The sequence below is a fragment of the Lactiplantibacillus daoliensis genome (assembly GCF_005405005.1).
Lineage (GTDB): Bacteria > Bacillota > Bacilli > Lactobacillales > Lactobacillaceae > Lactiplantibacillus > Lactiplantibacillus daoliensis.
In genome coordinates this window covers 103,411-117,734 of sequence record NZ_BJDH01000005.1, presented here as the reverse complement: position 1 = coordinate 117,734, position 14,324 = coordinate 103,411, and the positions used below count along the sequence as shown (strand labels likewise).

General features: G+C 43.5%; 17 protein-coding genes. 1 reads left to right on the top strand and 16 read right to left on the bottom strand.

Annotation, left to right across the window (positions count from 1 at the left end; translation table 11 throughout):
• Positions 1-17: 17 nt before the first annotated feature.
• From FFM64_RS07750 to FFM64_RS07720, 7 genes are all read right to left on the bottom strand, one after another.
• Positions 18-956: a 1,4-dihydroxy-2-naphthoate polyprenyltransferase gene (locus tag FFM64_RS07750; RefSeq protein WP_137607587.1), complete on the bottom strand. Its 939-nt coding sequence runs from the start codon at positions 954-956 to the stop codon at positions 18-20.
• Positions 957-1,114: 158 nt separating this feature from the next.
• Positions 1,115-2,764 carry a HAMP domain-containing sensor histidine kinase gene (locus FFM64_RS07745; RefSeq protein WP_137607437.1) on the bottom strand — a complete coding sequence of 550 codons (1,650 nt, stop codon included), beginning with the start codon at positions 2,762-2,764 and terminating at the stop codon, positions 1,115-1,117.
• The gene (locus FFM64_RS07740; protein WP_137607436.1) at positions 2,764-3,450 is read right to left on the bottom strand and encodes a response regulator transcription factor; all 687 of its coding nucleotides are present in this window, start codon (positions 3,448-3,450) and stop codon (positions 2,764-2,766) included. Before FFM64_RS07740 ends, FFM64_RS07745 begins: the two co-directional genes overlap by 1 nt.
• Positions 3,451-3,661: 211 nt before the next feature.
• On the bottom strand, positions 3,662-4,999 hold the full coding sequence (locus FFM64_RS07735; RefSeq protein WP_137607435.1) for a replication-associated recombination protein A: 1,338 nt from the start codon (positions 4,997-4,999) through the stop codon (positions 3,662-3,664).
• A 65-nt stretch (positions 5,000-5,064) separates the two neighbouring features.
• The gene (locus FFM64_RS07730) at positions 5,065-5,484 is read right to left on the bottom strand and encodes a hypothetical protein (RefSeq protein WP_137607434.1); all 420 of its coding nucleotides are present in this window, start codon (positions 5,482-5,484) and stop codon (positions 5,065-5,067) included.
• Positions 5,485-5,610: 126 nt separating this feature from the next.
• A complete protein-coding gene (locus FFM64_RS07725; protein WP_137607433.1) occupies positions 5,611-6,963 on the bottom strand; it encodes an MFS transporter in 1,353 nt (450 codons plus the stop codon).
• Between the two features lie 138 nt (positions 6,964-7,101).
• Positions 7,102-7,389: an ArsR/SmtB family transcription factor gene (locus FFM64_RS07720; RefSeq protein WP_137607432.1), complete on the bottom strand. Its 288-nt coding sequence runs from the start codon at positions 7,387-7,389 to the stop codon at positions 7,102-7,104.
• 110 nt (positions 7,390-7,499) lie between these two features.
• Here FFM64_RS07720 and FFM64_RS07715 point away from each other — a divergent pair, with 110 nt between their 5' ends.
• Positions 7,500-7,802 (top strand): bacteriocin immunity protein, encoded by a 303-nt coding sequence (locus tag FFM64_RS07715; RefSeq protein ID WP_137607431.1) that lies wholly within the window; start codon positions 7,500-7,502, stop codon positions 7,800-7,802.
• Between the two features lie 83 nt (positions 7,803-7,885).
• Here the strand turns inward: FFM64_RS07715 and gndA are convergent, their stop codons facing one another.
• The 9 genes from gndA to yhbY all read right to left on the bottom strand — a co-directional run bounded on the left by gndA (position 7,886) and on the right by yhbY (position 14,321).
• Positions 7,886-9,322: an NADP-dependent phosphogluconate dehydrogenase gene (gndA, locus tag FFM64_RS07710; protein WP_137607430.1), complete on the bottom strand. Its 1,437-nt coding sequence runs from the start codon at positions 9,320-9,322 to the stop codon at positions 7,886-7,888.
• 234 nt (positions 9,323-9,556) lie between these two features.
• Complete coding sequence (rpmF, locus tag FFM64_RS07705; RefSeq protein ID WP_137607429.1) at positions 9,557-9,736, bottom strand: 50S ribosomal protein L32; 180 nt, start codon at positions 9,734-9,736, stop codon at positions 9,557-9,559.
• Positions 9,737-9,797: 61 nt separating this feature from the next.
• Positions 9,798-10,349, bottom strand: a complete 552-nt coding sequence (locus tag FFM64_RS07700; protein WP_137607428.1) for a YceD family protein — start codon at positions 10,347-10,349, stop codon at positions 9,798-9,800.
• Positions 10,350-10,473: 124 nt separating this feature from the next.
• Positions 10,474-11,625 (bottom strand): nucleotidyltransferase, encoded by a 1,152-nt coding sequence (locus FFM64_RS07695; protein WP_137607586.1) that lies wholly within the window; start codon positions 11,623-11,625, stop codon positions 10,474-10,476.
• An 11-nt stretch (positions 11,626-11,636) separates the two neighbouring features.
• Positions 11,637-12,374 carry a class I SAM-dependent DNA methyltransferase gene (locus FFM64_RS07690; RefSeq protein ID WP_137607585.1) on the bottom strand — a complete coding sequence of 246 codons (738 nt, stop codon included), beginning with the start codon at positions 12,372-12,374 and terminating at the stop codon, positions 11,637-11,639.
• Positions 12,371-12,727 (bottom strand): ribosome silencing factor, encoded by a 357-nt coding sequence (rsfS, locus tag FFM64_RS07685; protein WP_137607427.1) that lies wholly within the window; start codon positions 12,725-12,727, stop codon positions 12,371-12,373. The genes FFM64_RS07690 and rsfS overlap by 4 nt, the downstream gene beginning before the upstream one ends.
• Before the next feature lie 23 nt (positions 12,728-12,750).
• The gene (gene yqeK, locus FFM64_RS07680) at positions 12,751-13,374 is read right to left on the bottom strand and encodes a bis(5'-nucleosyl)-tetraphosphatase (symmetrical) YqeK (RefSeq protein WP_137607426.1); all 624 of its coding nucleotides are present in this window, start codon (positions 13,372-13,374) and stop codon (positions 12,751-12,753) included.
• Positions 13,352-13,993 carry a nicotinate-nucleotide adenylyltransferase gene (locus FFM64_RS07675; protein ID WP_137607425.1) on the bottom strand — a complete coding sequence of 214 codons (642 nt, stop codon included), beginning with the start codon at positions 13,991-13,993 and terminating at the stop codon, positions 13,352-13,354. The genes yqeK and FFM64_RS07675 overlap by 23 nt, the downstream gene beginning before the upstream one ends.
• Positions 13,994-14,006: 13 nt before the next feature.
• On the bottom strand, positions 14,007-14,321 hold the full coding sequence (gene yhbY / locus FFM64_RS07670) for a ribosome assembly RNA-binding protein YhbY (protein WP_137607424.1): 315 nt from the start codon (positions 14,319-14,321) through the stop codon (positions 14,007-14,009).
• Between the last annotated feature and the right edge of the window lie 3 nt (positions 14,322-14,324).

The following is a 14,324-nucleotide window of genomic DNA, read 5'->3' as shown; positions in this document are numbered from 1 at the left end:
TGGACGCTTCGCAGACGCTAGAATATGATCCCAATAATTAACCCTAATAACTGCATGCCTTGAAAAAGCATCAGGTTTTGTGGGGCAGTATTAAAGGTCGTTTCTTTAATTTGTACAGCATTGAAAGCTTTAATGTTTTTAAGAATCTTCGGTAGCACTAATAAGACTAATAATTGATAAATTGGTAATAACTGTAATGCCACACTAATAATCACGGGCACATAGCCAAGTAATGCCAAGGTATCATACGTCTTCAGGGCACGGGACTTGCCAATATAATAAGGCACTGTATATCGTTTGTTGCGCACATCTTGATCAACATCACAGATATTATCAGCCAACATAATGTTAGAGACCAAGAAAATATTAGGCATCCCGACCAGAATCATGACTAAAATGTTTTGTAAATTACCAACAATTGCAAAATGTGGCCAGGCAAACGTGAAGCCCATCAAAACAGGTGTCGCAACATTCATATAAACTGTTAGGAAAAAGACCCCAAAGCCTTCAACCGTCCCGGATAATAATTCTCCGAGCGGAAAACGTGAAAATGGCACAGGACCATAAGTATAGAAAATAGCCACGCCAATTGCCGCTGCTCCCATAAACAATAATAGCAAATTCGTTTTGAAGACAAGCACTATCCCCAAGATAATTGCCGTTGCCAGCATAACTAATACTAAATGCAACGAACGTTTAGGCGATAGGTGCTCACGCCCAATAATATTATAAGTATCGCGATAATGTAAATCGACCGCCAAAAAGTAGTCTTGGACATTATTGAATCCCGTCACGAATAACGCAATCGAAACTTGTGCAATTAAATAGATCAGTGAATTGACCCAATTAAACGCGTGAAAATAATAAATTGAGAAAAGAGCCCCAATAAAATACGGCACGACACTAGCCGCTTTTGCATTCAGCCGAATGAATTGCAAAAAGATCTTGAAAGTCATTGGCTTGTATGTTGTTTCGTTCGACAACTGTTACGCCTCCTGATTAAAATTACTACTCTTTCACTATAACAGTCTTTGAGACTTGTGAAAACCATTGCAAGTCATTTATCTCACAAACTAAAGGCGCCCACAATTAACTCGTAGACGCCTTAATTAGGTTATTTTATTGAATTTGAATCATGTTCATGATCATCCAAAGGTGGTTCGTCCGGATCAGGAACCGCTGGCCGAATGCCAGCTGGTAACTCAGACTTGGCAATCTTTTCAACGGCATCCGTATCGGCTTCGGCTTTTGCCAACAATTTTGGATCTTTCAAAATTGGCAAATGGAAGCGGAAGATGGACCCTTGTCCCACAACGGATTCGACACTAATGCGACCATGATAGCCTTCGACTAATCGCTGTGCAATCGACAATCCAAGACCGTTCCCACCCTTATCACGACTCCGAGCTTTATCGACGCGATAGAACCGATTGAAGACCCGGTCTAAGTTATCTTTCGAGATACCTTCACCAAAATCTTGCACGGCCACTTCAATATAACGAATATCCGTTGATAAGGATAAGTGAATTTCTTGACGTTTAGTCGAATATTTTACCGCATTATCCAACAAGATGATGAGAATCTGTTCCAAATGGTTGCGATAGATCTGCGCGTAAACTGGCTGTTTCACATCATCATCGAATGTGAAAATGAAATCGGGATGAATCATTTTGAAGTCATTAAACGCCTGTGTGACCAATTTTTGGACATCCGTCGTTTCATGACTGAAGTTGATTTCCAATTGTTCTGCTCGCGACAAATCTAACATTTCTTGAACCAGACTCTGCATCCGCTGCGTCTCAGACAAGCTTGCTGACAAGGACTCTGCCAAAATTTGTGGATCATCTTTCCCCCACCGATTGAGCAATTCCATATGTCCTTGAATAATCGCCACCGGAGTCCGCAATTCATGCGACACATCTTCAACGAACTGTTGTTGTTGGGTAATGTAGCGTTGCATTTGATCCAACATGTCATTAAATAAAACCGCCAAATCAGATAATTCATCATTACGATTTAAATCTGGCACCCGTGAATCTGTTTGGGGATCCAAGTTGACGGCATTAATCGTCTGCGTAATTTTTCGCATTGGTCGTAACAGAAAAGCCGCTAGGAAATAGCCCAGCAAAGTGGCCCCAAAGATGGCAATCAACGTCATCACAATAAAGATCCACATTAAATTATGTGTCGTATTATGATAGTCTGCCAAGTCATCTGTGACCTGCGCATACCCAATCAATTTATGATTGGCAGCCGCATGAATCGGCGCTCGTCCCACTAATTCTGAGTTGCTACCGTGACCAATCATCTGAATGGTTCGGTTAGCATTCTTTTTAAATTCATGAGCATCTTTACGTGAAATATATAGCGTAGTTCCTTCTGGGTCATAGACTGTAACCGCTAAATTAGTCCGCGACAACGCTGTTAATTCAGAGTCGGAAAAAATCTTCGTTTGTAAGGCACCATGCTTGCGGGCTTCCATTCCATCCGCCGGTTCAACATTCGCCTCTGGTTGAAGTTTTGCCGCTACCGATTTAATGGTGAGTCCCGTTGATTCAGTGCGCAACGATTGCTGAATCGTAGACACCGCACTTGCAACATCGCGTTGTTCTTGCCGGATCAAGAGGTTCGTGAAGCTCTTATACACCAACAATGAAAAACAAATAAAAATGAGCGCGGTCCCAATTGCGGTCCCGAGCGCCCATTTCCATTTCAACGACCAACGTTTACGTTGCGTTGTGTTCGTTTGATTTTCGTCAGTCATTACGACCGAATCACGTATCCAGTCCCACGAACAGTTTGGATATAGCTCTTTTCACCTGGACGATCAATCTTATTACGTAAGTAACGAATATAGACATCAACGACGTTGGTTTCAACTTCGGATTCATAACCCCAAACTTTATTTAATAAGACGTCACGCGCTAAGACGACGTTAATATTTTCCATTAAGGTCAATAATAATTCGTATTCACGCTTCGTCAAGTTGATGACTTCATCACCACGCTTAACGACTAAGTTTTCTTTTTCAATCGTTAAATCTTTATAAGTTACGGTCGTTTGCTTGGTACTTTGTTGTTCGCTTTCCAAATCGATTCGACGTAGCAGTGCCCGTAAGCGTGCTAACAATTCTTCAATTGCGAATGGCTTAACGATATAATCGTCGGCCCCATGATCCAGACCAGAGACACGATCAATGACTGAATCTCTAGCTGTCATCATGATAATTGGGGTGTTTTTGACTTCCCGTACCCGCCGACAAACTTCCAACCCGTTCAATTCGGGCAACATTAAGTCTAACAGGATGGCATCAAAATCTTCACCTAAGGCTGCGTCCAACCCTTTACGGCCATTGTATTCAACCTGAATGTCATAACCTTCATGCTTTAATTCTAGTTCGACAAAGCGGGCGAGGTTTTTTTCATCCTCAATAATTAATATTCGACTCATTTACTTTTAGTCACTCCTAATATTCAACTTATCTAACAATCGTGCGACACCGTGTTTTTATGAGAGACTTTCTCAACAAACATGTACAACATGTTATTTTAACATGAATACGGTAAATTTCCTACACCCGAAATTTAGCCAAGCCTTCATTTAGCTCTCATTTTAACCGGTTTACACGCAATTGCAATTTTGAAGTTCGGGCACCATCAGATTAGTTATCCTCAGTCTTGGGATGTTCCGCATGCCAACGCTTAATTGCAGCTAAACGTTGCTGCCAAGCCTTTTCTTGTCCTTGGTCGGTTGGATGATAGTAAGTCTGCCCCTGTAACTCTGGTGGCATCGTAGTCATATCTGTCAGTTTATCGTCGGTATCGTGCGCATATTGGTAATGATCACCATACCCTAAATCTTTCATTAATTTAGTTGGCGCATTGCGGATCTGGAGTGGCACGGGTAGATTTCCTTTGGCTTTCACATCTGCCTGAGCCGCAGCTTTAGCCATGTATAACGCATTTGACTTCGGAGCCAAGGCTAAGTAAGTAACGGCTTCCGTCAAATTAACATCACATTCTGGCATCCCAATTAATTGGCATGCTTGAAACGCGGCAACCGTCAATGGCAAGGCTTGGCGGTCAGCCAGTCCAACATCCTCACTCGCAAACCGAATCAGCCGGCGAGCGATATACAACGGGTCTTCGCCACCTTTTAGCATCCGCATCAGCCAATAAATAGCCGCATCCACATCACTATTCCGCATTGATTTGTGAAGCGCTGAAATGACATTATAATGCTCTTCACCATTTTTATCATATCGTAATGATTTGGTATTGATCAACTGATATAAACCAGCTTCGGTCACGGTCACATCATGGCCCTCGCGTTCACCATTTAAGACGGCCATTTCCAACGTATTCAAAGCCATCCGGGCATCACCGTTCGCAAATTCAGCAATCAACTGCAAGGTATCTGCTTGTAAGTGAACGGTTAAGTCTGGAAAACCATTCGGATTATCTAAAGCCGCCTGCAACACACCTTTTAACGCCGCCGTAGATAATTCTTTTAAAACGAGCACTTTACAGCGCGATAGGAGCGCAGCATTAATTTCAAACGACGGATTTTCAGTGGTCGCACCAATCAAAGTAATACTCCCCCGCTCAACGTATGGTAAAAATGCGTCTTGCTGGGCCTTATTAAATCGATGAATTTCATCGATGAAAACCAGCGTCTTCTCACCAAAATCTCGATTAGCTTCAGCTTCATCCATGATCTTACGGATTTCTTTAATCCCGCTCGTGACCGCACTAAATGTGATGAAGTGCGACTTCGTTTGTTGGGCGATAATTTCCGCTAAGGTTGTTTTGCCGACACCGGGTGGCCCCCAGAAAATCAATGAGGGTAATTGATCCTCGGCAATCAATTGTCGTAACATCTTCCCAGGACCTAACAGGTGCTCTTGACCCTTGAAACCGTCTAAAGTTGTCGGCCGCACCCGATACGCTAACGGGCTACTAGCCGCATGTTCTGGATTGAATAGTGATTCTTGGCGCATTCACTCACCTACTCTCAAAAAAATAACTCTTTTAATTTTAACGCAAACGTTTGTTCGTTTCACGTTTAATGCCCCGTCTTAGGTAGTTTTGGTAATTGTTCATTCAAATAATTCAAGAAATGATTAGCTTCTGCTATGGTCAATGGCAAACAATAGTATTGATCTGTGAAACCACCGCCAATCTCGGGATAAAACCAAAATTCACAGCACTCATCAGCATCTGGATTAGGATCTAAATAAATCTCCCAGTACGGCTCAATCATATAAATTTTCACATACTGAGGTAGGTCATGGTTGATCAATCCGGTAAGGTCCCGTTGAAGTTCTTTCAATTCTTGAAAGGTCACAAATGACGGTTCAATCTCAAAATCAAAAAACTCGTTTTTCACACTCATCTTAGCATTCGTCCACGAATTGTCTGGGTCCCAACTGGTTACCTCACTCACTTCAAAAGACAAACTTGTTCCCACTACATCCATTTGCATACCGGCCATCTCCTGTATCGTTCTTAGCCTTATTAAACCACAATTTACAAAAAAGCGGCACAACACTATAACGATCAGTGTTGTACCGCTAACCTTAAATTATCACAAAACCTGATTAACTCATGCTCATTCCTTTTTTAATTGCCTTGACCAAATCATACCCAACAGCGACACCCCTGCAGTGCCAACCATCGTTGCCTGAAAAGCACTGATAAACGTGGAACCGTGAAAACCGTAAAAGATAATTACGGCAATCGTCGTGCCCAATGCGCCACCAAGTAACCGAAAAACATTGTAGATTCCCGAAGCCTTGCCGATCATCAAACGTGGCACTGCACCAATCACCGCCTTTTGCAGTGCTGGCCCAGCCATTGATAATCCCGCTCCAGCGATTATTAGCGGCATAACCAACCAAACGTAACGCTGATAAGCAAGTAAAGCTAACAATATGTATCCTAACCCTTGAAGCAATAGCCCAAGCGTGGCAACATTACGTTCACCAAAATGATCTACCGCCCGACCTGCAAAAGGTGCGACGACCACCAACGTTCCCGTCCATGGTAACAATTCTAGCCCAGCAGTTAAGGCATTGGCATGTCCGCTGACTTGTAAATATTGTGGCAAAAAGAATACCACCCCATACATCGCACCATAAAGACAGGCAGTTGCAAGATTACCACCTGTAAAAGCCTGTTTTTTGAACAGCGCTAATGGCATCATTGGTTCACGTGCTTGCGACTGACGATAAATGAACCAACTCCCACAGCCAAGACTAATCAAACCAATCACAAGTACCATTTGTAGCCGCTTTCCCACTAACGAATCGCCCACAGTTGACAATGCCCAAATTAGCCCTGCTGAAGCGACAATGATCAAACTATTATCCAAAAGACTAATTGGGGCCGCCTTCCCCCGACTTTCCGGTAAATATTGCTGAGATAACCCGATTGCCAATAACCCAATCGGCACATTTATCCAAAAGATCCATTGCCAAGTCAGCTGAGACACGATGAAGCCACCTAATGATGGCCCCACAATTAACGCTAAACCACCAATGCCACTCCAAATTCCCAGCGCACGACCATGTTGTTCTGCTGGCAGCGCAGCCGTCAAAATAGCCATCGACATCGGCGTCATCACTGAAGCCCCCAGCCCCTCGATAATTCGTGCAACAATCAACCAATTGATGTTAGTTGCCAAAGCACAGAGGATTGAACCAATTGTGAAAACAAACATCCCCAAATTGTAAAGCCGTCGTCGTCCCCAGCGTTCCCCTAAGGCAACTCCCACGAGTAGCACAGCAGCAATCGTGATATTATACGCATTCAACGCCCACTGCAACGACTTAACTGAAATGTGAAAATCCGTTCGAATCGCAGTTGAAGCCGTGGTCACAATCATTGTGTCCATCATTGCCATGAAAAATCCCAGCGAAGTTAACAACAATACCCATCGTTTGTTAATTACTTGTCCAGTCATCTTTTTCGTCTCCCCAATGTCGAAAAATAGTTCAAATATTTTTGAACTATTTAAAGATAGCATGCCCATTACTAGCTGACAATACCCAAAATAAAAAAGAGCAACTCTTGGTGAGCTCCTCTTGATTGGTCTAATTGCCTAAATATTTTGCCAAAAATGAGTCAAATAGTGGTCAAAGGTCGACCGGTCTAACTGAACATATTTTTCACGGGCAATCTTCTGAACTGTAATTAGTCCGGCTTCCTGTAAAATTTTGAAATGATAGGAACCAGAAGTTTTGCTAATCTGCATAGCATGACCAACTTCACCACAAGCAACTTCATGGTCCAAACCATTCAAGTAACGAATAATTTCCAATCGAATCGGGTCTGCTAGTGCTTTGAACACTTTCAAGCTGGCTTCATTTTTTTGAATTTGTTTTGTCATAGTCTTTATCCTACTAGAATTTAAATTTTACGCAAGTCTTCACCGCAGTCATTATCGCTGCCCTTTCACAAATGACGGTGCTATACTTTGCACATACAGGGGATGATCGCATGTTAAAAGATCCGAAAGCTGAACACCTGCTACAACAAATTAGTGTCGCCTACGACGATCCAGAAGTTGCCAAAGACCAAGAACTTGAAACACACTTATTGCATTGTGCACAAGAACTAGCAAAATACGAAAATTGTTTATTAACCGCACCGCGCGTCAACGCGCTCATGCTCGATGCTACGCGAAAACACATGCAACAGCCAATTCAAGCCATCAACACATTATATTCCCAAACGACGCGAACCTCTGAATACTACTGGGGCATTGCTGCCGCTACGATTTTAGGCGGCACCATTTGGTAACATATAAATAAATTGGTTTTACAACAAAAAACGAGTCCAAAAAGTTATTTAACTTTTCAGACCCGTTTTTATTTGCCTAATTTTTATTGTTCTTCATACCAAGTGTAATGGAATGATCCTTCACGATCAGTCCGTTCATACGTATGTGCACCAAAATAGTCCCGTTGTGCTTGTAACAAGTTCGCAGGTAAAACTTCGGCCCGATATGAGTCGTAGTATGACAAGGCGGCGCTGAATGATGGCACTGGAACGCCAGCTTGAATCGCCAAGCTTAAAACGTCACGTGTTGATTGTTGATATTTAGCTGCAATATCAGCAAAGTAATCATCCATCAATAAGTTGTTCAAGTCAGGCTTCTTGTCAAAAGCATTGGTAATGTTTTGCAAGAATTGGGCCCGGATGATACAACCGGCACGCCAGATCTGAGCTAATTCGCCATACTTCAAGTCCCAACCGTAATGTTCAGCGGCAAAACGTAATTGTTCAAAACCTTGAGCATAACTCATGATTTTACTGAAGTATAAGGCTTCACGAATTTTTTCAACTAATTCTTCTTTAGCAGGTAACTTGACGTCATTCTTAGGACCAGCTAACTTCTTAGAAGCAGCAACCCGTTCGTTCTTCATCATTGAGATGTAGCGTGCATAAACGGCTTCCGTAATGACAGATTGTGGGACTTGAACGTTCAAAGCGTCTTCGGAACTCCACTTACCAGTTCCTTTGTTGTTCCCACGATCTAAGATCATGTCAACGATTGGCTTAGTCTTGTCCGCGCCTAAATCATCTTTACGAGTCAAAATGTCTGCGGTAATTTCAATCAAGTAGCTACTCAATTCACCCTTGTTCCATTCAGTGAAAACATTAGCCATGTCGTCAACTGATAAACCAGCGACGTTACGCATAATGTTGTAACTTTCATCAATTAATTCTTCATCACCGTATTCGATTCCATTGTGGACCATCTTAACGTAATGACCAGCACCATTTTCACCAATATAAGTGACACATGGTTTGCCGTCTTGAGGGGCTTTAGCAGAAATCTTTTCCAAGATTGGTGCAATTAAGTCATAAGCTTCCTTTTGACCACCTGGCATCAATGATGGGCCTTGCAAGGCACCCAATTCACCACCGGAGACACCCATACCAATAAAGTTAATCCCGGATTTGTCCAAGCGGGCATTGCGGGCCATGGTGTCGTTGAAGTTGGTATTCCCACCATCAACCAAGACATCACCTTTATCTAATAATGGTAATAATTCATCAATCACAGCATCCGTTGGCTTCCCAGCTTTAACCATCATGATAATCCGACGTGGCGTTTCAAGTGACGCAACGAAGTCTTCAATCTTGTAACTTGGAACCAATTGTTTGTCAGCATGGTCCTTGACAACCTTTTCCGTCTTAGCACCAGTCCGGTTAAAGATTGCAACCTTGTAACCACGGCTTTCAATATTCAAAGCCAAGTTCTTACCCATGACAGCCATACCAATGACGCCAATTTGTGGTTTTTCATTACTCATGTTTTGTTTGCCTCCCAAATTTTACTACGTGACTATCGTACCAAAAACGCTTTCGTAATTAAAGCAATTTGCGTTGATTTTAGAAAATAATTTCACATTTTTTCATGAAGGAAGAAATTAGTTTTCACATCAAGACACAAAAAAACTCGCCGAAGCGAGTTTTTACAATCGTTGTGTAAAGAAAATTAGCATGCGCCATGGCCGCGATGCGCCTTTTCATCAACTAAATCGAAATTAGTTGTTTACTTTAACGACTTCTTTACCATTGTAATACCCACAGCTAGGGCAAACACGGTGAGATACACGTAATTCACCACAATTTGGGCATGGTGCCAAATTAGGCGTAGCCAATTTAATATGACCACGACGGTTGCGTTTACGCATCTTTGATGTTCTTCTCTTAGGTACAGCCATCAACGAACACCTCCTTAAAATAATTTCACGTTTGTGATGTTTTTTGATAGGTCTAACTAACTTAATCCTTAGTTTCCTGATCAGGGAACAGGTTTTTTAATTTAGCTAAACGCGGATCAACAGTTTTATGTTCTTCAGCTTGCTTGGCTAAGTCTTCCTCACGAACGACTTCCCAGCCCTTACCAGTTGGCATGGCTTCACCATTGAGCTCAGCTTCAGAAAGAATCTGCATGGGGATGTGAATTAAAATGTTATCCTCCACAGCAACATCAAAATCCAAAATATCATCTTCTGGTAAGAAAATGACCGTGTCGGTTTTTTCGAATCGACTTAAGTCGGTTCCCTTCGGCACGTAGTATTCTGTCATTTGAAACGCCAGTGATGTTTCCACGGGCGTCAGCGAACGACTTGATGGCAACGTTAAGTTGGCATCAACTTTCGCTGAGATTAGCACGCTACCCTTACCATAACTAACGATACCTTTGGCCTGAACGGCTTTGACATCAATAATTTCAGGATAACGCGTCATCAGGGAGTGTTTTAAGTCCAGTGCTTCATCAAACTGAAGTGGCTCCTCACGGTAACTTTTAAGTTGCCCTAACGACCATTTCATTTAAAAACCTCCTAATGCAACGTGATAAATTATACCTGTGTAAAAATCCTTTGTCAATGTTTTTTCCTTGACAGGTCAAAATGCCCGTCAACGTTCATCACCATAACAAGAAAAGCACCCAGGGTCAACCAATATTACCCGAAGACATGATTGGGCGGCGATAAAGATCTTGCGACTGACCGTTGACCATTTCATAGACGCGTCCGGCCCGGTAATCAAGGGCTAACCCGTGTAACCGCAGCGCTTTATTAATTTTCGTATAAAGTGGCAACGTTAATTGCTTCTTCACTTGATGTAAATAAGCTTGTCCCGTCGCGTTGAATCCTAACACCCGCACATAATTGTGTGCCTGCGCCGTTTGAACCTCAGCTGCGGTTAGTTGCAACAGCGCCGCCGTGGCGACCCGTTGCAGGCGCGTATAGGTGTAACGTTTTGACTTAGCACGCCGCATCAAATCTTCAAAACTCGTTGCCGCTTGTGCAACTTCCTTCATCCGATATTCCAAGCCCTCAGCCATCTGATCAATCTGATGGGTCTGTGTCACCGCAGCCGTCATCAATTGGTACTTTAAATAAGGCCAAAAGTCCGCCCAAGTCTGTAATCGCTGTGTTTGTAACATCGCTAATGTCTGTGGCGGAACGACCGGCTGGATCTCAGCCCACGCAGCATTAATGGCAGCCGCTCGAATCGCAGTCCCACTCGCAAAATCACTGGCCGGACGAATCGCTGCGTCATTATGAACCGCAACTTGTCGCTTAATTGGCAGCAAGTTCAACTGATTGCCGAAATGTTGGTTCGCTAAGTAATAGCAAAAGCTCAACATGTCATTGGCTTGCGTCAATGACACTCCCGTCGACTGCTGCAAAGCGGTATTAAACTGCGTTGCATAGGTAGCATTGTAATGTTTAAAGGCCGCCTGAGTTTTTGGCAGTGCCGTCATTAGTTCCTCAAAATTGAGGTCTGGATGTTCAGTGCCAAAAACTAACGATTCGCAACCGAGCGCAGTTAGAATTTCAACCCCACCGCGGGCAAACAAATGCGCCGGCTGGGTGGCATAGAAAACGGGCAATTCAACGATCAAATCCGCCCCCGCTTCAAGTGCCAGCTGAGTCCGAGCCCATTTATCCAGAATTGCTGGTTCGCCGCGTTGTAGCCAATTACCACTCATGACGACTACGCTACAATCAGCCCCAGTCAACTTTTTAGCCTGTTGTAAATGGTACAAATGACCATTATGCAACGGATTATATTCAGTTATCAGACCTACTGCTTGCACGGCTAAATCACCTACTTTTGACACTCAAAAAACCAGCGCGTTGTTTTATCATCGGGCTCATGCTGACCAAAATCAGCCGTCACCTTGACTTGACTGAAACCAGCCGCTGCCAAAGCCTGTTGATAATCAGCCAACACATAGGTCCGTTCACGATGAAGTTCACTGACTTCATCAAATGCCTGCTTATCAGCATTCCAAATGAAGAAACTCAAATCGTGTTCGGCACCATGCACATAGTCTTCGCTCGCATAGCTCGTCCACATGAATGCCCGTTCCTCGTCACGATAGTTATACATATAGCCTGGGTAGACTTCATCCGTTTGATAAGGCGTAATTACATCAAATAGAAACTTGCCCTCCGCAGTCAAATGTTGCGCCACTTGTGTGAACGCGGTTTGTACCTGCGACAACTCTTGCAAATAACAAAATGAATCGGCAAAGCAAGTCACGGCGGAAAATTGACCAATTTCACTCAAATCTAACATATTGCCTTCAATTAGTGGCAGTGGCACATTGGCTTCCTCAGCGTGCTGTTCGGCTAAGGCTAACATGTTGTCGGATAAATCAAGTCCGGTCACGTGATACCCCGCTTGAGCCAACAACACGGCTAGGCGACCAGTTCCGCAAGCAAGTTCCAAGACTTCTCCCGATTGATCTGGTAATTCACGACGCACAAAATCCAGCCATTGCTGGTACATGGCTGGATCGAAGAGTTCGTCGTAAAGTTCGGCAAACGTCTGGTAGATCATGCGTTTACCCATTGATCAACATCTACTAACGGCGCATCTGACCATAATTTTTCAAGATTGTAATGTTGACGCGCATCCTTTTGGAAAACGTGTACAATCACATCGCCGCAGTCGATCAGGACCCATTCACCGGCAGTCCGACCTTCAACACTCTTAACATCTGAACCGGCCTTGCGGATGAATTCCACAACGCTATCAGCAATCGCTTGAACTTGTCGTCTGGAGTCAGCTGAAACAATGAGGAAATAATCTGCCATCAAGCTAACTTGAGCAACATCCAAGGCAACGATATCTTCAGCCCGTTTGTCATCGGCCGCTTTGACCGTTAATTGTAATAATTCTTTACTATCCATGTCATTCTCCCTTTAATCATTCTTTATTTGGTTGGTACGGTCCCAACACCACCAACCCAGGCATTATATGTCGCCAAGGTTTGCGGATAAACTGGGGCGCCCTGACTGATCAAGTAAGTCAGGGTATGTTGAATCTGATAACGCACCCCGTCTGCCAACGACTTACGTGTCACTAGCCGTGCTTCATCAACCCCGGGAAAATCCCGTTTTGGTTCAATAAAGTCGGCCATGAAAACGATCTGTGCTAGCTTAGGCATATATGGCGCGCCAACCGTGTGCAATCGCACAGCATTTAAAATATCTTCATTATAGATACGAAGTTCATCTTTAATTAACTCAGCCCCAACCACACCGTGCCATACGCCGTTACCGTAATTCAACAGTGCCGGATCAAGGCCCCGCGTTTTAATGAGCTTAATGAATGTCTCATCGGAACGTTGTTTGGCGTAGTCATGCAACAAGCCAGTAATCCCAGCTAGTTCTTGATCGACACCATTCAGTGCTGCAAGTTTGCGACTGGTCTGTTCAACCCGTAAGCAATGCTGGAAGCGACTATCCGTCAGCTTTTCAGCAACCTTGGCGGCTAATTCAGCGTGCGTATATGGCACAAGTGCTTCAGTGAATTCAATTGGTTGGTTTTGTTTCATACAAGTGATGCTCCTTTATATACTCAGCAACCGCATCCGGTACGAGATAACGGACCGTATGCCCCTGACTGACTTTGTGGCGAATCTGCGTCGAACTGATATCCACCAGCGGCGCATCAACCCAAATAACTGGATACTGACTCGTCGTTGGATAACCGGTTCGTTTAATGCCAACAAACGTCACTAACTTCACGAGTTCATCAATACGTGACCAAGTATGCAAGTAGTCCACCATATCGCCACCAATAATGAAGTAGTACTGGGTGTCAGGATGCTGAGCCTTTAACGCTTTCATCGTATCATAAGTATAACTTTTACCGCCACGTTTTAGTTCGGCCGTTTCTAGTTTAAATAACGGATTATCAGCAATTGCTCGCTGGACCATGTTCGCGCGGTCTTGCGCTGGAATCGTCTTTTTTTCATCAACATGGGGTGGTTGCGCGTCTGGCATAAACCGAACCTCATCCAATCCCAATTGATCACCCACCTGCTGCGCCATAATTAAATGACCTAAATGCGGTGGATTGAACGTTCCGCCAATAATGCCAACACGACGTTGTGGTAAATCAGTAACAACCTCTGCCATTACTTTCGTCGCGGTTTGACTAACCGTCTTCACTAAAAATCCCTCCCTAGATCTTTGCGACTTCTAATGAAAGTTTTTGAAATTCTTCGTGTGATGATGGTAAATATAAAACTAAAACGTGACCAATCGTTTGCACCACTGTAATTGGCGTTTTGCTTTCAATCGCATTTTTAACTTCTTCAATCGTGACATCTGAGTTTTGTAAAATATTTACTTTGATCAGTTCACGTTTATCCATGGCCCCAACTAATTGTTCAAGCCAGTCGGCAGTCAGACCATTTTTCCCAACTGAAAATAGTGGGCGTAAATGATGTGCCTGACTCCGTAAATAACGTTTTTGCTTTCCTCGTAAGTTTTCCATTAA